At 64.8% G+C, this 19,646-nt stretch carries 18 protein-coding genes; 6 read left to right on the top strand and 12 right to left on the bottom strand.

Translation table 11 applies throughout. The annotated features are described in order from the left end of the window. Positions 1-14 precede the first annotated feature (14 nt). A complete protein-coding gene (locus K1T73_RS13500) occupies positions 15-1,553 on the bottom strand; it encodes an ABC transporter substrate-binding protein (protein WP_220601198.1) in 1,539 nt (512 codons plus the stop codon). 402 nt (positions 1,554-1,955) lie between these two features. Between K1T73_RS13500 and K1T73_RS13495 the strand changes: the two genes are divergently transcribed. After that, positions 1,956-3,557, top strand: coding sequence for an iron ABC transporter permease (locus tag K1T73_RS13495; RefSeq protein WP_259400257.1), 1,602 nt, complete (start codon positions 1,956-1,958; stop codon positions 3,555-3,557). A 41-nt stretch (positions 3,558-3,598) separates the two neighbouring features. Here K1T73_RS13495 and K1T73_RS13490 read toward each other — a convergent pair whose 3' ends face one another. Together K1T73_RS13490 and K1T73_RS13485 are read right to left on the bottom strand one after the other, a co-directional pair. After that, positions 3,599-4,936 carry a TrkH family potassium uptake protein gene (locus tag K1T73_RS13490; RefSeq protein ID WP_220601197.1) on the bottom strand — a complete coding sequence of 446 codons (1,338 nt, stop codon included), beginning with the start codon at positions 4,934-4,936 and terminating at the stop codon, positions 3,599-3,601. 10 nt (positions 4,937-4,946) lie between these two features. Beyond that, positions 4,947-5,609, bottom strand: coding sequence for a TrkA family potassium uptake protein (locus K1T73_RS13485; RefSeq protein ID WP_220601196.1), 663 nt, complete (start codon positions 5,607-5,609; stop codon positions 4,947-4,949). A 189-nt stretch (positions 5,610-5,798) separates the two neighbouring features. On the opposite strand from K1T73_RS13485, the gene K1T73_RS13480 reads away from it, so the two are divergent. The 5 genes from K1T73_RS13480 to K1T73_RS13460 all read left to right on the top strand — a co-directional run bounded on the left by K1T73_RS13480 (position 5,799) and on the right by K1T73_RS13460 (position 9,258). Beyond that, positions 5,799-6,434: an ATP-dependent Clp protease proteolytic subunit gene (locus K1T73_RS13480; protein ID WP_220601195.1), complete on the top strand. Its 636-nt coding sequence runs from the start codon at positions 5,799-5,801 to the stop codon at positions 6,432-6,434. A 105-nt stretch (positions 6,435-6,539) separates the two neighbouring features. Further along, positions 6,540-7,817 carry an ATP-dependent Clp protease ATP-binding subunit ClpX gene (clpX, locus tag K1T73_RS13475; RefSeq protein ID WP_220601194.1) on the top strand — a complete coding sequence of 426 codons (1,278 nt, stop codon included), beginning with the start codon at positions 6,540-6,542 and terminating at the stop codon, positions 7,815-7,817. Positions 7,818-8,037: 220 nt separating this feature from the next. Beyond that, the gene (locus K1T73_RS13470; RefSeq protein WP_220601193.1) at positions 8,038-8,421 is read left to right on the top strand and encodes an NADH:ubiquinone oxidoreductase subunit NDUFA12; all 384 of its coding nucleotides are present in this window, start codon (positions 8,038-8,040) and stop codon (positions 8,419-8,421) included. A gap of 4 nt (positions 8,422-8,425) precedes the next feature. Beyond that, positions 8,426-8,890: an outer membrane lipid asymmetry maintenance protein MlaD gene (gene mlaD, locus K1T73_RS13465; protein ID WP_220601192.1), complete on the top strand. Its 465-nt coding sequence runs from the start codon at positions 8,426-8,428 to the stop codon at positions 8,888-8,890. Next, positions 8,887-9,258 carry a DUF2155 domain-containing protein gene (locus K1T73_RS13460; protein ID WP_220601191.1) on the top strand — a complete coding sequence of 124 codons (372 nt, stop codon included), beginning with the start codon at positions 8,887-8,889 and terminating at the stop codon, positions 9,256-9,258. Before mlaD ends, K1T73_RS13460 begins: the two co-directional genes overlap by 4 nt. Here the strand turns inward: K1T73_RS13460 and aat are convergent. From aat to K1T73_RS13415, 9 genes are all read right to left on the bottom strand, one after another. Continuing rightward, positions 9,219-9,866, bottom strand: a complete 648-nt coding sequence (aat, locus tag K1T73_RS13455) for a leucyl/phenylalanyl-tRNA--protein transferase (protein WP_220601190.1) — start codon at positions 9,864-9,866, stop codon at positions 9,219-9,221. The genes K1T73_RS13460 and aat overlap by 40 nt on opposite strands. A gap of 42 nt (positions 9,867-9,908) precedes the next feature. Then, positions 9,909-11,258, bottom strand: a complete 1,350-nt coding sequence (gene accC / locus K1T73_RS13450; RefSeq protein ID WP_220601189.1) for an acetyl-CoA carboxylase biotin carboxylase subunit — start codon at positions 11,256-11,258, stop codon at positions 9,909-9,911. A 14-nt stretch (positions 11,259-11,272) separates the two neighbouring features. Beyond that, positions 11,273-11,782, bottom strand: a complete 510-nt coding sequence (accB, locus tag K1T73_RS13445; protein WP_220601188.1) for an acetyl-CoA carboxylase biotin carboxyl carrier protein — start codon at positions 11,780-11,782, stop codon at positions 11,273-11,275. A gap of 365 nt (positions 11,783-12,147) precedes the next feature. Continuing rightward, on the bottom strand, positions 12,148-14,097 hold the full coding sequence (gene acs, locus K1T73_RS13440) for an acetate--CoA ligase (protein ID WP_220601187.1): 1,950 nt from the start codon (positions 14,095-14,097) through the stop codon (positions 12,148-12,150). Positions 14,098-14,183: 86 nt separating this feature from the next. Continuing rightward, the gene (locus K1T73_RS13435) at positions 14,184-14,939 is read right to left on the bottom strand and encodes an ABC transporter ATP-binding protein (RefSeq protein ID WP_220601186.1); all 756 of its coding nucleotides are present in this window, start codon (positions 14,937-14,939) and stop codon (positions 14,184-14,186) included. Positions 14,940-14,960: 21 nt separating this feature from the next. Continuing rightward, entirely contained in the window at positions 14,961-15,716 is a 756-nt protein-coding gene (locus tag K1T73_RS13430; RefSeq protein ID WP_220601185.1) for an ABC transporter ATP-binding protein, read from the bottom strand. An 11-nt stretch (positions 15,717-15,727) separates the two neighbouring features. Continuing rightward, positions 15,728-16,936 carry a branched-chain amino acid ABC transporter permease gene (locus tag K1T73_RS13425; RefSeq protein WP_220601184.1) on the bottom strand — a complete coding sequence of 403 codons (1,209 nt, stop codon included), beginning with the start codon at positions 16,934-16,936 and terminating at the stop codon, positions 15,728-15,730. Positions 16,937-16,939: 3 nt separating this feature from the next. After that, the gene (locus tag K1T73_RS13420) at positions 16,940-17,977 is read right to left on the bottom strand and encodes a branched-chain amino acid ABC transporter permease (RefSeq protein WP_220601183.1); all 1,038 of its coding nucleotides are present in this window, start codon (positions 17,975-17,977) and stop codon (positions 16,940-16,942) included. Between the two features lie 157 nt (positions 17,978-18,134). Beyond that, complete coding sequence (locus K1T73_RS13415; RefSeq protein ID WP_220601182.1) at positions 18,135-19,505, bottom strand: substrate-binding protein; 1,371 nt, start codon at positions 19,503-19,505, stop codon at positions 18,135-18,137. Positions 19,506-19,646 lie beyond the last annotated feature (141 nt).

Raw genomic sequence — 19,646 nt, 5'->3', positions numbered from 1 at the left:
CCCGCCCGAATGTCTTATTCCTCGATCACGAGATCACCGAGATAGGGGAAGTTCATGACGTTGAGCACGGGCTCGATATTCACGCCCTTGCGCGCCGCCCAGGCCAGGTCCTGCCAGTGCAGCGGGATGAAGGCCGCGTCGTCATAGAGGATCTTCTCGATCTTCTGGAGCATCTCGGCGCGCTTCTCCTGGTCGGTCTCGGTCAGCGTCGCGATGGTCATCTCGTCGACCTTCTCGTTCGAGTAGTTGCCCGAGTTGTACTGACCGCGCCCGGTGTCGGGGTTGGGCGTCATGTTGAGGAATTCGAAGAAGTTGGCCGAATCCTCGGTATCGGCGTGCCAGCCGATCATCATGATGTCCGCCGCGCGTTCATCGAACTTGGGCCAGTACTGGGCCTTGGGCATCGTGGTGAGGTCCACGTCGATGTTGATCTTGGCCAGCATCGCCGCCGCCGCTTCGCAGATCTTGAAGTCGTTCACGTAGCGGTTGTTGGGGCACATCATCGTGGCCGAGAAACCGTCTTCGTAGCCCGCCTCGTTCATGAGCTGCTGCGCCTTCTCGAGGTCGTAGCGCGGCTCGAGATCGGGGTTGTGACCGAGATAGCCCTCGGGCGAGTTCTGCGCCGCGACGGTGCCGAAGCCCTTCATGATCTTGTCGACGATGCCCTGGTTGTTGATGGCGTAGGCCACGGCCTGCCGGACCTTGGGATCGGCGAAGGCTTCGTTCCGCTTCTGGTTGAGCTGAAGCGTGATGACGCGCGTGCCGCTCATGGTCACGAGGTTCACGTTGTCGTCCGCCTCGATCCGCTCGAGATCGGTGGGCGGAACGGGCGCGATGAAGTCCACGTCTCCCGAGAGAAGCGCCGCGACGCGCGTGGGTGCCTCCTTGATCGGTGTCAGGATCGCGGTCTGCACGTTGCCGGGGCTTTCGCTGTCCCAGTAGTCGGGGTTGCGCTCGAAGACCACGCGCACGCCCTGCTCGCGCTCGGCCACGGTGAAGGGACCGGTGCCCGAGATGTTCTGGCTTGCGAAGCTGTCGCCGTGCTTGGCGATCTCGTCGCCGCCCTCGGTATAGAAGTCCTTGTCCATCGGGAACACGTAGGTCGCCGTGTGCAGGATGAGCGGCGAGGGACCATCGGTCTTGACCTCGACGGTGTAGTCGTCGATCGCCGTGGCCGAGGTCCAGCCCGAGAAGATGCCCTTGAAGTCGGGCGAGGATTTCAGGCGTTCGATCGTGTAGACCACGTCCTCGGCGGTCATCTCGTCGCCCGAGTGGAACTTCACGCCTTCGCGCAGCTTGAAGCGCATCGTGGTGTCGTCCACGCGCTCCCAGCTTTCGGCGAGGCGCGGGTCGAAGCCCAGGTCCTTGTTCCAGCGCACGAGCGGGTCGAAGACCATGTGCGAAAGCTGCAGCGTGCCGCCCGAAAGCTGCTCATGCGGGTCGAGCGAGACCGGATCGGCGTCATAGGCGAAATTGAGCGTCTGAGCCGACGCGAGGCCCGCCGCGCCCAGCATGAGCGCCGTGGCGGTGGCAAGATTGCGGATTGTCTTCATGTGATATCTCCCTAGTGGATGCGGGAAAACGCCGCGGAGCGGAGCTTTCCGGCGATCGCCGGTGAGCCTGTCGCAATTGCAGGGGCGTGTAAAGGGCAGGGCGGCAGAGATAACTTTACGTCAGGCGGGTCGCGCCCGGCGAAATCTTTCACTCCCGCCGGTCCCGTGGTCTTTGTCAATGTTTCAAGCCGATTGGAGGCGCGGGGCCGAACGGGGGTGGAATCACCCGCAAGAGGCGAGATTGACGCCGGCGGCGGGCGGGAATACTGATCGAAAGCGTCGGGAAAGGGGCCGGGCGCGGGATGCGCCTCGCGCACCACGGGGCCCGGAAGGAGGCACGAGATCGAACGTCTGCTCAATGCACTGGCCTGGATCGTCGCGATCCTGTGCGTCGCGCCCATCGTGGCGGCGGCGCTCGCGGCGGTCACCGGCGATCTCGAGGTCTGGCGCGACGTGCTTGCCTCGGTCCTGCCGCGCTATACGGCGACGACGCTCGTGCTCGTTGCGGTGGTGGGCACGTCGACGGCGGTGATCGGGACCGGCACGGCGTGGCTCGTCACCGTCTACCGGTTTCCGGGCGCGCGGCTTCTCGAGATCGCGCTGGCGCTGCCGCTCGCCTTCCCGGCCTACGTGCTGGCCTACGCCTATACCTCGTTCCTCGACCATTCCGGCCCGGTCCAGAGCCTTTTGCGGGACGTGACGGGCTGGGGGCCGCGCGACTACTGGTTTCCCGAGATACGCTCGATCGGCGGCGCGGCGGCGATGCTGACCACGGTGCTTTATCCTTATGTCTACCTGCTGGCGCGCGCGTCCTTCCGGCAACAATCCTCGAATGCCTATCTGGTCGCGCGGACGTTGGGGCGCAGGCCCTTTGCCGCCTTCTGGCGCGTGGCGCTGCCCATGGCACGGCCGGCCATCGTGGGGGGCGTGCTCCTGACCATCATGGAGACCATCGCCGATTTCGGCACGGTCGCCTTCTTCAACGTCGACACCTTCGCGACGGGGATCTACCAGGCGTGGTTCAGCCTGGGCGACCGGGCGGCGGCGGCGCAACTGGCCCTTTGCCTGCTGAGCTTCGCGCTGCTCATCGCGGGGCTCGAGCGGGCGCAGCGGGGCAAGGTGCGCACCGCGGGGCGCGGTGCCCGCTTCGACGCGATGGAGCGTGGCCGGCTCAGGGGCGCGCGGGGTTGGGCCGCGACCGCCTTCTGCGCGGCGCCGGTCATCGTGGGCTTCGTCATCCCGGTGGTGATGCTGGGCAGCATGGCGCTCGGCAGCGGGCAGAGCCTTCTCGATCCGCGTTACCGCGACCTCATGCTGAACTCGGTTATGCTCGCATCGCTGGCGGCCGTGCTCACCGTGTCGGGAGCCATCGTCATCGGCTACCGCGCGCGCACCCGGCCCACGCGCGTCTCGAAGGGCCTCGTGATCGGCGCCGGCCTTGGCTACGCGGTGCCCGGTGGCGTGATCGCGGTCGGGCTGATGGTGCCCTTCGCCGCGCTCGATAACGCCATCGACGCGGTCATGGAGGCGCGCTTCGGCATCGACACGGGGCTTCTGATCACCGGGTCGATCTGGCTCATGGTGCTGGCCTACATGGCGCGTTTCATGGCCGCCGCGCTCAATGCCTATGACAGCGGCATGGCCACCATCCCCTCGCATTTCGACGCCATCGGCCGGTCGCTGGGGCAAAGCGGTCCGCGCCTCCTGATGCGGGTGCATCTGCCGGTGGCGCGGACGAGCGTGATGACGGCGCTCCTGATCGTGTTCGTCGACGTGATGAAGGAACTGCCCGCGACGCTGATCCTGCACCCGTTCAACTTCCAGACGCTCGCCGTCCAGGCGCATCGCCTCGCCGCCGACGAGCGGCTCAACGAGGCGGCTGTGCCCTCGCTCGCGCTCATGGCCTTCGGGCTGATCCCGGTGCTGATCCTCTGCCGCTCGATCGGGCGCGAGGAACCGGGCCGCCGCGCGGCGCGCATGGGCGCCGCGGTCAAGCCGGGGTAGAGAACCGGCGCGCGAACGACCTGCAGAGTTCGGAGCGCCGGCTATCCCAGGTAAACCTGCCCGTCGGGGTAGCGCACGCGGGGCCGGGACCGGGTCGCGAGGAAGAAGCCCAACGTGAGCGGGCCGACGCGGCCCACGAACATCACGAAGATGACGATGAACCGCCCGGCCGTGCTCAGGTCCCCGGTCGCACCCATGGTCAGCCCGACGGTCCCGAAGGCCGATACGATCTCGAAGCTGAGATGCATGAAATCGTTGTCCTCGAGGATCATCAGGAGGAACAGCGTCACCATGATGAGCAGGATGGAGATCATCGTGAGGGCCAGCACCTTCATCACCTCCTCGGTGCCGATGCTGCGCCCGAAGGCATGAAGTTCTTCGCGGCGACGGAAGAAGGCGACGGTGGCCAGCAGAAGCACGATGAAGGTCGTGACCTTGATCCCTCCCGCCGTCGAGGTGGAGCCGCCTCCGATGAGCATGAGCGCGATCGTCATGAACGCGGTCTCGTCGCGCATGGCCGTGGTGTCGATCGTGTTGAAGCCGGCCGTGCGGGGGGTCACACCCTGGAACCAGGACGCGGTCAGCTTGCCGCCCACCGTGTCGAGCCCGCCAAGCGTTGCCGGGTTCGTCCATTCCAGCACCGCGAATGTCCCCGTCGCCCAGACGATCAGGGCCAGCGTCCCGGTCAGCATGAGCTTCGTGTGAAGCGAGAAACGCCGCCATTGGCGCGTCTGCATCATGTCGCCGATCACCACGAAGCCGAGGCCCGACACGATGATCATGAGGGGGATCACGGTATTGATCACCGGGTCCGTCACCCAACCCGACAGGCTGTCGGAGAAAAGCGCGAAGCCCGCGTTGTTGAACGCCGAGACCGAGTGGAAGATCGCGTGCCAGAGACCCGCGGTCCAGCCGAACTCGGGCACGAAAACCGTGAGCAGCGCCACCGCGCCAAGCGTCTCGACGACAAGCGCCGTGATCGCGATGCGGCGGACGAGGATGGCGAGGTTGGAAAGCGAGCTCTGGTTCAGTTCCTGGCGGACCACCATCCGCTGCGGCATCCCGATCGGGATACCCAGCGCCGAGAGAAGCAGCATCGCGAAGGTCATGAGGCCGATGCCGCCCAGCTGGATCAGGACGGCGATCACGATCTGGCCGAAAAGGGTGAAATCCCGGCCCGTATCGACGACCGTCAGCCCCGTCACCGTGACGGCGGAGGTCGCGGTGAAGAGGGCCTCGGACCACCCCACGGCATCATTGTGCGACACGGGCAGTTGCAGCACCACGAACCCCGTCGCCACCAGCACCAGGTAGAGAAGCGCCAGCAGGGCCGGCGCGGGCAGCCTTTGCAGGCGGCGATAAAGCGGGCTGCGTGTCATCCGGCCCGGCTCAGACCGTGTCGGTGAAACGGCGCAGGTTGTCGCGCGCGCCCAGAAGGACGAAGCGGTCGCCCTCGGCCAGGCGCAGGTCGTCTCCCGTGCCCTTGTGGGTGCTGCCGTCCATCACCGCCATGCACCGCAGGTCGAACGTCTCGCCGAGGTCCAGGTCGCCCACCGTCTTGCCCGCCAGGCGCTCCGGCACGACGATGTTGACCACGTGATAGCCGTTCCCGAGACTGAGATAGTCGCGCACGAGCGGCGTGTGCAGCATCTGCGCGATGTGGCGGCCCATCTCCTCCTCGGGGTTGACCACCCGGTCGACGCCGAGCTTGCTCAGGATCCGGTGATGGGTGCGGCTCACGGCCTTGGCCCAGACCTCGGGAACCCCCGACATCTTGAGCGTGATCGCCGTGACGATCGACGATTCGAGATGCTCGCCCATGGCGATCAGCGCCACGTCGTAATCGCCGATCCCCACTTCCTTGAGCGCGTCTTCGTCGCGGCCGTCGGCGACCACCGTCTGCGACAGGGTCTCGGCCAGGTGGTTGACCGCGGCGGGGTCGGTGTCGATCCCGAGCACGTAGTTCCCGAACCGCGCGAGTTCGCGCCCCACGGCGGTGCCGAAGGTTCCGAGACCGATGATGGCGAAGCTGCGGCCTTTCTTTCGCGCCATGGCGTCCTCCTGCTGCTGGTTGCGCGGATACGCGAGCATGTATCCTGCAGCGCGCGATCACAAGCAAACGTGAGGGCCGGCGGGGTGCCTGCCGGGGATTCCGCCCCTTGCGGCGCCTTGGGCGCGATACTAAGACTCCGTTAGGATATCGGGCGTAAGGTCCGGCGAAACAGGATGAGGCAGGCGGACATGACGGACCCTTTCGAGACATACATGAACACCCTCGTGCCGATGGTGGTCGAACAGACCAGCCGCGGCGAAAGGGCCTATGACATCTTCTCGCGCCTCCTGAAGGAGCGGATCATCTTTCTAAACGGCCCGGTGCATGACGGGATGTCGTCGCTCGTGGTCGCGCAGCTTCTGCATCTCGAGGCCGAGAATCCCTCGAAAGAGATCAGCATGTACATCAACAGCCCCGGCGGCGTGGTGACATCGGGCCTCTCGATCTACGATACGATGCAGTATATCCGGCCCAAGGTCTCGACGCTCGTGATCGGACAGGCGGCCTCGATGGGGTCGCTCCTGCTCACGGCGGGCGCGCCCGGCATGCGTTATTCGCTGCCCAACAGCCGCATCATGGTCCACCAGCCCTCGGGCGGCTACCAGGGGCAGGCGACCGATATCATGATCCACGCCGAAGAGACGCTGAAGCTCAAGCGCAGGCTCAACGAGATCTACGTGAAACACACGGGCCAGAGCCTGAAGAAGGTCGAGGAAGCTCTTGAGCGCGACAACTTCATGTCGCCCGAGGAAGCCAAGAAATGGGGCCTCATCGACGAGATCGTCGAGAACCGCGAGAAGCCCGAGAGCGACGGCAAGGCATAAGACCGCGAAGGCCGGATTTTCGGATTGTGACTGCAGGGCGCCTGCCCTAAGCTGTCATCCCACCGGCCCCGCAACCCCCAAAGGTGAGAGCCCGAAAGGTAAGAGATGTCCCAGAGTTCCGGCAGCGACAGCAAGAACACCCTCTATTGCAGCTTCTGCGGCAAGAGCCAGCACGAGGTGCGCAAGCTCATCGCGGGCCCGACGGTGTTCATCTGCGATGAATGCGTCGAACTCTGCATGGACATCATCCGCGAGGAAACGCGCGCCTCGGGTCTCAAGTCGGGGGAGGGCGTGCCCTCTCCGCGCGAGATCTGCGACGTGCTCGACGATTACGTGATCGGGCAGGCCATCGCGAAGCGCGTTCTGTCGGTCGCGGTGCACAACCACTACAAGCGGCTCAACCACTCGGGCAAGTCGGGTGACATCGAGCTGCAGAAGTCCAACATCCTGCTGATCGGCCCGACGGGCTGCGGCAAGACGCTGCTGGCGCAGACGCTGGCGCGCATCCTCGACGTGCCCTTCACCATGGCCGATGCCACGACGCTGACCGAGGCGGGATATGTGGGCGAGGATGTCGAGAACATCATCCTCAAGCTTCTGCAGGCCAGCGAATACAACGTCGAACGCGCCCAGCGCGGCATCGTCTATATAGACGAGGTCGACAAGATCACGCGCAAGTCGGAAAATCCCTCGATCACCCGCGACGTTTCGGGCGAGGGGGTGCAGCAGGCGCTCTTGAAGCTCATGGAAGGCACGGTCGCGGCCGTGCCGCCGCAGGGCGGGCGCAAGCATCCGCAGCAGGAATTCCTGCAGGTGGACACGACCAACATCCTTTTCATCTGCGGCGGCGCCTTCGCTGGTCTCGACAAGATCATCGCGCAGCGCGGCAAGGGCAGCGCGATGGGCTTCGGCGCCGACGTGCGCGACAACGACGACCGCGGCGTTGGCGAGATCTTCAAGGATCTCGAGCCCGAGGACCTGCTCAAGTTCGGCCTCATCCCCGAATTCGTGGGCCGGCTTCCGGTCATCGCGACGCTCGAGGATCTCGACGAACCGGCACTCGTCACGATCCTGACCGAGCCGAAAAACGCGCTCGTCAAGCAGTATCAGCGCCTCTTCGAGCTGGAGAACGTGCAACTGAGCTTTACCGACGACGCGCTCTCGGCGATCGCGAAACGCGCGATCCAGCGCAAGACCGGCGCACGGGGCCTGCGCTCGATCCTCGAGGGGATCCTGCTCGACACGATGTTCGAACTTCCCGGCATGGAGAATGTCGAGGAAGTCGTCGTGAACGAAGAGGCGGTGACCTCCGACGCGGCGCCGTTGATGATCTACGCCGACCCGAAGGGCGAGGACGCGAAGGCGAGCGCCAGCGCGGGCTGAGCGGTTTCGCACGAGGGCCCTCACGGCTTCGGCGCGCGGCGAACCCCGGCCGTTCCCGGCCCCGTCTCGGACGAGTGTTTTTTCCAAAGGAAGGCGCCTGGTCGCGAGCGACTCCGCGCTTTCCGGCGGAGTGTCGCGATGGTCGGGGACACCGGTTTCGAGTGCTGGACCTTTGTTCGCCGATGCGGCATATCTGAACCGACACGTTCCGGAGGACCCGATGGGCATTCTCAAATCGCTCCTGCGCGCCGCGACCTGGTGGCATGGCAGCACGCTCAACACGCAGTTCTACACCTGGCGCAAGGGCACCAAGGTGGGCGAGGACAACGAGGGCAACATCTATTACCGCAATGCGGACGGATCGCGCCGCTGGGTGATCTTCAACGGTGAGGCCGAGGCGAGTCGCGTGAGCCCGGAATGGCACGGCTGGCTCCACCACACCTACCAGGAGCCGCCGACCGAGCGTCCCCTGCCGCGCAAACCCTGGGAAAAGCCGCACCAGGAGAACCTGACCGGCACCGCGCTCGCCTACGCGCCCGCGGGGTCGATCCGCCGGCCCGACCCCGTTGAGCGCCGCGATTACGAGGCCTGGAAGCCGGAGTAGCGACATGGCCGAAAACACGACCGAAGTGGCCGTCGGCGGTGTCGTCCTGGCCGTCGCCATCGGCTTTCTCGTCTATGCGGGCCAGCTGACCGGCTTGGGCGGCGGCTCGGATGGCTACGAGCTGCATGCCAGTTTCCGCTCGGCCGACGGTGTCGATCTGGGCACCGATGTGCGTATGGCTGGCGTCAAGGTGGGCCGCGTCACGGCGCTCGAACTCGACCCCGAGACGTTCCGCGCCAGCGCCACCTTCACCGTGCGCGAAGGGATCGAACTGCCCGATGACAGCGCGGTGGCGATCGCTTCCGAAGGCCTGCTGGGCGGCAATTTCGTGGAACTTCTGCCCGGCGGCTCCCCCTTCGCCTTCGCCCCCGGCGACACGGTCGAATTCACCCAAGGGTCGGTCAGCCTCATCTCGCTTCTGATGAAATTCGTGGCGGGCGACGACAGCGGCGACGGAGCCGGGGAATGAGGCGCGCCCCCGCAATTGTCTCGGCCGCGCTTCTGTTTGCCGCATCGCTCGCGCCCGCGCAGCAGCAGGCCGAGACCGGCTCGGGCGCGCTTCTGCGCGCGCTCGACAAGGTGAATGGCGAGGTGCGCGATATCGAGATGCCCAACGCCACATCCTCGCGCTTCGGGCGGCTCACGATCAATCTCGGCGAGTGTCGCTATCCGGCGGGCAACCCGGCGGGCGACGCCTACGCGTTTCTCACCATTCAGGAGGATGATCGCCCCGAGCCCTATTTCTCGGGCTGGATGATCGCCTCGGCGCCCGCGCTCAACGCGCTCGACCATCCGCGTTATGACGTCTGGGTCATGCGCTGCAACACCGATGCGTGATCCGGGTCGAGCGGGCGGGAGGTCATGTCGGCATCCCGCACCAACGCGTCGGCCAGTGCCGCGCGATAGGTTGCGCGGCTGATCTCGACCGCGCCGAGCGAGGCCAGGTGATCGGTCAGGAACTGCGTGTCGAACAGCCGGAACCCGGTTCGCCGCAGATGATCCACGAGATGCAGGAGCGCCCGTTTCGAGCCGTCGGTGCGGCGCGAGAACATCGACTCGCCGAAGAAGGCCGCCCCGAGCGTCACGCCATAGACGCCGCCCGCAAGACCGTCGCCGTCGTAGATCTCGACGCTATGCGCGTGGCCGGACCGATGCAGGTCCGTATAGAGGCTGAGTAGGGTATCGTTGATCCAGGTGCTTTCTCGGGCGGCGCAGGCGCGCATGACACCCGTGAAATCCGCGTTGAGACACGCGCGGTAGTCGGCCTTGCGCACACGGCGGGCAAGGCTCCGCGAGACGTGGAATCCCTCGAGCGGGAAGATGCCCCGCGCCTCCGGGTCGACCCAGAAAAGCTCGTCCGAATCGCGCCCCTCGGCCATCGGGAACATCCCCGCTGCGTAGGCCCTGAGAAGCATGGCGGGGGTGAGACGGAACGCGTCGGACATGATCTGTTTCGCGAAGGCCGCCGCGATCCGTGGCGCGGCGGTTCAGGAAAAGGGATCGCTCTCGAGCCACTGTTCGAGCCAGTGGATGTTGTAGTCGCCCGTGAGCACCGCCTCTTCGTCCAGCAGCCTGTGAAAGAGCGGCACGGTGGTCTCGACGCCATCGACGATGAGCTCTCCCAGCGCGCGGTGAAGCCGCGCGATGGCGGCCTTGCGGTCGGGGCCGTGCACGATCAGCTTGGCGATGAGGCTGTCGTAATAGGGTGGGATCGAATAGCCGTCATAAAGCGCCGAATCCATCCGCACGCCAAGGCCGCCGGGCGCATGGAACTGCGTGATGCGGCCGGGGCGGGGCGAGAATTCGGGCACCTTCTCGGCGTTGATCCGCACCTCGATGGCATGGCCGTTGATGATCAGATCCTCCTGCGTGAAGGACATCGGAAGCCCCTCGGCCACGCGGATCTGTTCCTGCACGAGGTCGACGCCGAAAATCGCCTCGGTGACGGGATGCTCGACCTGGAGGCGGGTGTTCATCTCGATGAAATAGAACTCGCCCTTCTCGTAGAGAAACTCGATCGTGCCTGCCCCGGCGTAGTTGATGCGGGCCACGGCGTCGGCGCAGACCTTGCCGATGCGCGCGCGTTCCTCGTCGGAGATGCAAGGGCCGGGTGCTTCTTCGAGAACTTTCTGGTGGCGGCGCTGGAGCGAGCAGTCGCGTTCGCCCAGGTGAACGGCGCGGCCCTTGCCGTCGCCGAAGACCTGGATCTCGATGTGGCGCGGCGTGGTGAGGTATTTCTCGATATAGACCTCGTCATTGCCGAAGGCCGCCTTGGCCTCGGACCGTGCGGTCATGAACGCGCGTTCCAGTTCGGCGGCGGTCTTCGCGACCTTCATGCCGCGCCCGCCGCCCCCGGCCGTGGCCTTGACGATCACCGGATAGTCGATCTCGTCACAGAGCGCCTTGGCCGCCGCGAGGTCGGGGACGCCCCCTTCCGAGCCCGGCACGCATGGCACGCCGAGGGCCTTCATCGTGTCCTTGGCGGTGATCTTGTCACCCATGACGCGGATATGTTCGGCGGTGGGGCCGATGAATGTGAGGTCGTGATCCTCGACGATCTGCACGAAATTCGCGTTTTCCGACAGGAAGCCATAGCCGGGATGGATCGCCTGCGCGCCCGTGACCTCGCAGGCGGCGATGATCGCGGGGATCGAGAGATAGCTGTCGGTGCTGGGAGGCGGGCCGATGCACACCGATTCGTCGGCCATGCGCACATGCATGGCATCGACGTCGGCGGTGGAATGGACGGCCACGGACCTGATTCCCATCTCGCGCGCGGCGCGGATGACCCGAAGGGCGATTTCGCCCCGGTTTGCGACGAGGATTTTGTCGAACATGAGGGGCGTGGCCTTTATTCGATGATCATGAGCGGCGCGCCGTATTCGACGGCGGCGCCGTCTTCGACGAGGATGCGTTTCACCGTGCCCGCGCGCGGCGCGGGAATGTGGTTCATCGTCTTCATCGCCTCGATGATGAGCAGCGTGTCGCCCTCGCTCACCTGGTCTCCGGTCTTGACGAAGCTCGGGGCGCCCGGCTCGGCCTGCATGTAGACGGTGCCGACCATCGGGGAGGTGACGGCGCCGGGATGGCTCGCGGGGTCCTCGGCGGTTTCGCCCTGCGGCGCGGTGGCGCCGGGGGCCTGCGCGGGTGCGCCGGGCGCGTGCGGCGCGGGGGCAGGGGCGGGCGCTGGAGCGGCCTGGGCATGGGCCACGACCTCCTTGCGGCGACTCACGCGGACATTCAGGCTGTCATCCTCGCCGTAGTCGCGCTTGACCTGAAGCTCGGTCAGGTCGTTCTCGTTGAGAAGTTCCGCCAGCGCCCTGATGAAGGCGACGTCGTCCTCGTGCTTGTTCTGTGCCATCAAGTTCCTCGACCATTGCAGGGGCTTTCGGGACAGGCCCGAACCCGTGTTCGGTTTTTCAGCCCTTATAGGCCATGCGCGAGACCTAGGAAAGCGGACTTGTGCGGCAGGCCTCTGCCGAATTCGCCGGCTGCGCGGCAGGAGGATGAGGTTCGCGGGCCAGGGGTCAATGCACCGACGTAATACCGACGTGGATGCCGACATGGATACCGATGTGGAAAATGCGCCATTTTCGCCGCCGCCGGCACGGGCCGCGGCGTAGGGCCATGCACTCGGGATGCCTGTCGCGCGCAAGCCCTCCGACCCCGACGAGAGGCTTGATCCCGCCGGGGATGGGCGATCTTGCCGCGCATCCGACCTGCGCGTCAGTCGCGGTTCATCCGGTTCTCGACCAGGTCTTCCACGACCGTCGGATCGGCCAGCGTCGACGTGTCCCCCAGCGACCCGTAGTCGTTCTCGGCGATCTTGCGCAGGATGCGGCGCATGATCTTGCCCGAGCGGGTCTTGGGCAGGCCCGGCGCCCACTGGATCAGGTCCGGCGACGCGATGGGCCCGATCTCCTGCCGGACCCAGTTGCGCAGCTCGGCCTTGAGATCGTCGGTATATTCCACGCCTCCCATCAGGGTGACATAGCAATAGATGCCCTGTCCCTTGACCTTGTGCGGATAGCCCACGACCGCCGCTTCCGAGACCTTGGGATGCGCGACAAGCGCGCTTTCCACCTCGGCGGTGCCCATGCGGTGGCCCGAGACGTTGATCACGTCATCGACGCGGCCCGTGATCCAGTAGTCGCCATCGGCATCCCTGCGGCACCCGTCGCCGGCGAAATAGTAACCCTTGTAGTCCGAGAAATAGGTCTTCTCGAAGCGTTCGTGGTCGCCCCAGACGGTGCGCATCTGACCCGGCCAGCTATCGGCGATGCAGAGCACACCTTCGGCGGGGTTCTCCTGGATCTCGTCGCCCGATTGCGGCTCGAGCACGACAGGTTTCACGCCGAAGAAGGGTTTCATCGCCGCGCCCGGCTTGGTCGCGTGGGCACCGGGCAGGGGGGTCATCATGTGCCCGCCCGTCTCGGTCTGCCACCAGGTGTCGACGATGGGGCAGCGGCCCTTGCCGACGACCTCGTTATACCAGTTCCATGCCTCGGGATTGATGGGCTCGCCCACGGTTCCCAGGATCTTGAGCGACGACAGATCGCATTTCGTCACGTAGTCGTCGCCCTGGCCCATCAGCGCGCGAATGGCGGTGGGGGCGGTGTAGAACTGGTTGACCTTGTGCTTGTCGCAAACCTGCCAGAAACGGCTCGCGTCGGGATATGTCGGCACCCCTTCGAACATGAGCGTCGTCGCACCGTTGGCGAGCGGCCCGTAGACGATATAGCTGTGGCCCGTGACCCAGCCCACATCGGCCGTGCACCAGTAGATGTCGCCATCATGGTAGTCGAACGTGATCTCGTGGGTCATCGCCGCGTAGACGAGGTAGCCGCCGGTGGTGTGAACCACGCCCTTCGGCTGGCCTGTCGATCCCGAGGTGTAGAGGATGAAGAGCGGATCCTCGGCGCCCACCGGCTCGGGCGGGCAGTCATCGGAGACCTTCTCCTCCTCCTCGTGCAGCCAGAAATCCAGACCGTCGCGCCAGGCGATCTGCTGCCCGGTGTGTTTGACAACGAGACATTTCACGTCGTCGTAATCGCTCAGCAGCGCCTTGTTCACGTTGTCCTTGAGATTGGTCACACGTCCGCCGCGCGGCGCACCATCGGAGGTGATGACGACCTTGGCATCGCATCCATGGATCCGCGCACCAAGCGCGTCGGGCGAGAAGCCCGCGAAGACGATGGAATGGATTGCACCGATCCGCGCACAGGCCAGCATGGCATAGGCCGCTTGCGGGATCATCGGCAGATAGATCACCACGCGGTCACCCTTACCCACGCCCATCGCCTTGAGAACGTTGGCGAACTTGCAGACATGCGTGTGCATCTGCCGATAGGTGATATGCTGCGCCTCGCCCTCGGGATCATCGGGTTCCCAGATGATCGCTGTCTGGTCGCCGCGGTCCTTAAGGTGGCGGTCGACGCAATTGGCGGCGACGTTGAGCTTGCCGTCCTCGAACCATTTGATCGACACGTTGCCCAGCGTGAAATCCACGTTCTTGACCTTGGTGAACGGCTCGATCCAGTCGATCCGCTGGGCGTGTTCCTTCCAGAACCCCTCGGGGTCGTCGATGGACGCCGCATACATCTTCTCGTAGGTCGCGGCATCCACGTGGGCGTTCTTCACGATCTCGTCGGAGGGCGGATAGGTCTTGTCGGACATGGGGCACCTTTGACTTGGGGGTGACGTTTGGTAAGGGATACTGAAGCGGCGCGCGGGGCAGTGCAACCCGCGACCGCCGGGAGGTGTCAGATCGCCAGGTATTCGGCGCGCAGCTTCTCGTTCTCGAGCACCTCGGTCGCGCTTCCGTCGAAAACGATCCCGCCGGTGTCGAGAATGATCGCGCGATCCGAGAGGTTGAGCGCGCGCACCGCGTTCTGCTCGACGAGGATGGTGGTGATCCCCTGTTCCTTGATGATGCGCAGCGTCTTCTCGATCTCGTCAACGATCACGGGGGCGAGCCCCTCGTAGGGCTCGTCGAGGAGCAGCACCTTGATGTCGCGTGCCAGCGCACGCGCCACGGCGAGCATCTGCTGCTCGCCGCCCGAAAGGGTCACACCCTCCTGCTTGCGACGCTCGGCGAGACGCGGGAAAAGATCGTAGAGCCGTTCGATGGACCAGCCGACCGGCGGGGCGATCTGGGCGAGTTGAAGGTTTTCCTCGACGGTGAGACCGGGAATGATGCGCCGGTCCTCGGGGACGAGGCCTATGCCCGCCACCGCCGCCTGGTGCGAGTTCATCTTGTGCAACGGCTGATGGTCGAGCCATATCTCGCCGTGATGCACCTGCGGATTGTCCATCCGCGCGATCGACCGCAGCGTGGTGGTCTTGCCCGCGCCGTTGCGGCCCAGAAGCGCCAGGATCTCGCCCTCGTGGACATTGAAGCTGATGTCCTGCACGATGTAGCTTTCGCCGTAATAGGATTGCAGCCCCCAGACCGACAGGAACGCCGGCGCGGTGGCGGCCTGGTTGGCATGCTTGGAAAAATCGGGTCTCTCGGTCATCGGTGTGTTCCTTTCGCCGCGTCAGGCGGCTTCGCCCAGATAGGCTTCGCGGACCTTGGGGTGGCCCTTGATCTTCTCGGGAGTGTCCTCGACGAGCGGTGTGCCCTGCGCGAGCACCGTGATCCTCTCGGCCAGGCTGAAGACCACGTGCATGTCATGCTCGATGATCGCGATGGTGATGTCGCGCTCGTCCCTGATCTGTTTCAGCAGGTCGATGGTGTTGTTCGTGTCGGCGCGCGCCATTCCCGCGGTCGGCTCGTCGAGCAGCAGCAGCCGGGGGTTCTGGCTGAGGCACATGCCGATCTCGAGCCTCCGCTTGTCGCCACGGCTCATCGAGGCGGTGTGCATGTGACGCTTGTCGGCCATGTTGAGGCTTTCGAGGATGCTCTCGGCCTGCGCGATGATCTCGCGTTCGCTGCCGGTCATCTCGAGCGCATGCATTCGGAAGGCCCCGTCACGCTTGGCGAAGATCGGGATCATCATGTTTTCCAGCACGGTGAGATCGCCGAAGATCTCGGGCGTCTGGAACACGCGGGAGATGCCCATCTGGCAGATCTCGTAGGGCTTCCGACCCAGGACCGACTGCCCGTCGAACAAGACGCTTCCGGTATCGGGAATGAGCTTGCCGATGAGGCAGTTGAGCAAGGTCGACTTGCCCGCGCCGTTGGGCCCGATGATGGCATGGACGGTGTTTTCCTCGACGCTGAGATTGACGTCGCTCAGGGCCTTCAACCCGCCGAAGCGCTTGTTCACGTTCTTGACTTCGAGAATTCCCATCTCGCGCCTCCTTATTCGGCGGGGTTGCGTTGCTGGGCGGCGTCGTCCTCGACCCCGCCCGCCTTCTTGTCGCGGCGGCGGAACAGTCGGCCGATGCGCTGCCCGCCCTCGACAAGTCCGCCGGGGAGGAAGATCACCACCAGCATGAAGATCAGACCCAGCGTCAGGTGCCAGCCCTTGCCCACGAAGGGATAGACGATGGCGACCATGACGTCCTCGAGCCCGTCGGGCAGGAACGAGAACCACTGATGCAGGATGCCCTCATTGATCTTGGAGACGATGTTTTCCATGTAACGGATCATGCCCGCGCCCAGCACCGGCCCGATGAGCGAGCCCGCGCCGCCGAGGATCGTCATCAGCACCACTTCCCCCGAGGCCGTCCAGAACATCCGCTCGGGGCCGACCTGCGTGTCCATCGCCACGAGCAGCCCGCCGGCGAGACCCGCATACATGCCCGAGATCACGAAGGCCGCGAGCGTGTAGGGCCGCGTGTTGAGACCGGTGTAGTTCATCCGCTGCTGGTTCGATTTCACCGCGCGCAGCATCATGCCGAAGGGGGAGCGGAAGATACGGATCGAGAGATAGAAGCTGAGAAGCATGATGAAGGCGGCCAGGTAGTATCCCGCGTTGAGCGTGAAGAGCCAGCTGCCGGCGTTGATCTCGAGGCTGGCGCCCATGTCTAGGCCGAAGAGGTTGGCCTGCGGCAGGAAGCCGTCGCTCGCGCCGTCGAGGATCCGCGGATCGGTGTGCTTGGGCTGAAGCCCGGTCTCGCCGCCCGTGATCGGCGTCAGCACCGAATAGGCCAGCGCGTAGGACATCTGCGCGAAGGCGAGGGTCAGAATCGAGAAGTAGATCCCCGACCGCCGCAGCGAGATGTAGCCCACCAGCAGCGAGAAGATCCCCGCCACGACGATGGCCATGAACATCGCAGGTAGCACGTTCATGGTCAGAAGCTTCATCATCCAGATCGCCGCGTAGGAGCCGACGCCGAGGAAGGCCGCGTGCCCGAAGGAAAGGTAGCCCGTCAGACCGAAGAGGATGTTGAAGCCGATCGCGAAGATGCCGAAGATCACGAAGCGCTGCATCAGGTCGGGATAGCCCGCGTTGAACTGCGCCATGGTGGAGCCTTCGGGGAAGGGGTTCAGAATGAAGGGCGCCAGGATCGCGAGCGCCGTCACGATGAGCAGAAGCAGGAAGTCTTTCTTGTTCAGACCGAGCATGTGTTAGTCCTCCATCACGCCCTTGCGGCCCATGAGGCCACGCGGACGCGTGAGCAGAATGATGATGGCGACCAGGTAGATCACGATCTGGTTGATGCCGGGCAGGGTCTCGAGCACGACTGCCATTGAGGCGAAGCTTTCGAGGATGCCCAGCAGGAATCCCGCGAGAACGGCGCCGGGAAGAGAGCCCATGCCGCCAACCACCACGACCACGAAGCTGAGCACGAGGAAATCCATGCCCATGTGGTAGTTCGGTGAGTTGATCGGCGTATACATGACCCCCGCAAGCCCCGCGACGGCGGCCGCGATGCCGAACATGATCGTGAACCGCTTGTCGATATTGATCCCGAGGAGGCCAACCGTCTCGCGGTCGGCCATGCCCGCCCGCACGACCATGCCGAAGGTGGTGAATTGCAGGAAGGCGAAGACCGCGCCGATCACGACTGCAGCGAAGGCGAAATAGACGAGCCTCCAGTAGGGATAGATGATCGTGTTGGGATCGAAGCCCAGCATCGCGCCGAAATCGAACGAGCCGCGAAAGGCGTCGGGCGCGGGCGTGGGAATGGGGTTGGCGCCGTAGAAATACTTGATGATCTCCTGAAGCACGATCGCGAGACCGAAAGTCACCAGGATCTGGTCCGCATGCGGGCGCTTGTAGAAATGCTTGATAAGCCCGCGCTCCATGGCGACGCCGATGCCGATCATCACCGGGATGGCAAAGAGTATCGAGAGTGGTACCGCCCAGTCGACGAGGGCCGATCCGACGGATTCGCCGAACCAGTATTCCACATATGGCGTCTCTTTCGCCGCGCCGAAGCTGAAGCCGCCGACACTCGTGTTTTCAGCCTCCTCGGGGACGAAGCCCAGCGTCAGCAGCTTGTTCACCGTCACCGCGCAAAACGCGCCCAGCATGAAGAGTGCGCCGTGCGCGAAGTTCACCACTCCGAGCGTGCCGAAGATCAGCGTGAGGCCGAGCGCGATGAGCGCATAGGCCGAGCCCTTGTCGAGCCCGTTGAGAATTTGCAGCAGAAATGCGTCCATGTGTTCCGTCCCACGGTAACAGGGGGTCTCCGGGCCGATAGCTGCCGGAGAGGTGGCCGGGATGGCAGCGCGCCCGTGAAGATGCGCCCATCGGCCGGATGGAAGGGGAGGGTCATGGCGACGCGAGCCGTCGCCATGACCGGCCTTTCAGCGCGCGTTACGCGCCGGTGCTGCAGGACCCGAGGCTTGCCTCCGCGCCGCCGAACTGCGGGGCGTCGGGAGCATAGGTGACCTGGTCGACCGGCGTGACCTTGACGATCTCCACGAGGTCGAACTCGTTCTCCGGGTTCTCCTTGCCCCGCACGACGACGACGTCCTTGAAGCACTGGTGGTCTTCGGCGCGGTAGAGCGTCGGGCCGTTGCCCAGACCGTCGAACTCGAAGCCTTCGAGCGCCTCGACGACCGCGCAGGGATCGAAGCTGCCGGCGCGCTCGACGGCATCGGCATAGAGCAGGGTCTGCACGTAGCAGGTATGCGCCGCCTGGCTGGGCGGGAAGCCGTACTTGTCGCCGAAGGACTGCACGAAGGCGTTGGTGCCGACATAGCGGTCACCCATCTCGTTCTCGAGTTTCCAGTCCCAGTTCTGCGAGCCGAGGATGCCGGCGATGTTCTCGCCCGCGCCCCGCGCCATGAGCTCGGAGTAGAGCGGCACGATGATCTCGAACTGCTTCCCGTTGACCTCTTTCGAGCGCAAGCCGAACTGCACCGCGTTGGTGAGCGAGTTGACCATGTTGCCGCCGTAGTGGTTGAGCACCAGCACGTCCGCGCCCGACTGAAGCACCGGTGCGATGTAGGATGAGAAGTCCGTCTGCGTGAGCGGCGTCTTGACCGCGTTCACAGTCTCCCAGCCCATCGCCTCGGTCGAGTCTCTGATGGCTTCTTCGGTGGTATAGCCCCAGTTGTAGTCGGCTGTCAGGTGATAGGCCTTGCGATCCTTGCCATAGGCTTCGGCGAGTACCGGCGCGAGGGCCGCGCCCGACATGTAGCTGTTGAAGAAGTGGCGGAAGCCGTTGGCCTTGCGGTCCTTGCCCGTGGTATCGTTGGAGTGCGTGAGGCCCGCCATGAAGATGACGCCCGCTTCCTGGCAGAGCGCCTGCACGGCGACGGCCACGCCCGAAGACGACCCGCCGGTGATCATCACCGCCCCGTCCTTCTCGATCATCGACTTCGCCGATGCGCGGGCGGCGTCCGACTTGGTCTGCGTGTCGCCCGTGACGAACTCGACCTTCTTGCCCATGATGCCGTTGCCTTGCAGCGCCTTGGACGAGAAGGTCTGCATCATCCCGCCGTCGCCTTCGCCGTTCAGGTGCTCGACCGCCAGCTTGTAGGCGCGCAGTTCGTCCGCGCCCTCGTCGGCGTAGGGGCCGCTCTGAGGCACGTTGAAGCCGAGCGTGACGGTATCGCCCGTCGGTTCATTGGTGAAGGCGCGCGCCGAGGATGCGGTGAAGATCGTCGGCATCGCGAGGCCGACACCGGCGATGGTGCCGGTCTTGAGCAGGCCGCGACGCGTGAAATTGGATTTTGACATGAAGTCCTCCCAGTGTGTTGAACGTCACCGGGCAGCAGGCTCCTCAACGTGCTGCGGCGGGACGGCATGAAAATGCAAATGCATGATTTGCGCATTCCGAAAATTACTCAACAAGTCATTCTGAAGTCATGATAATTTTGT

The sequence above is a fragment of the Roseovarius sp. SCSIO 43702 genome (assembly GCF_019599045.1).
Taxonomy (GTDB): domain Bacteria; phylum Pseudomonadota; class Alphaproteobacteria; order Rhodobacterales; family Rhodobacteraceae; genus Roseovarius.
Note: the sequence above shows the minus strand (reverse complement) of the source record. Positions and strands in the feature narration are given on the sequence as shown.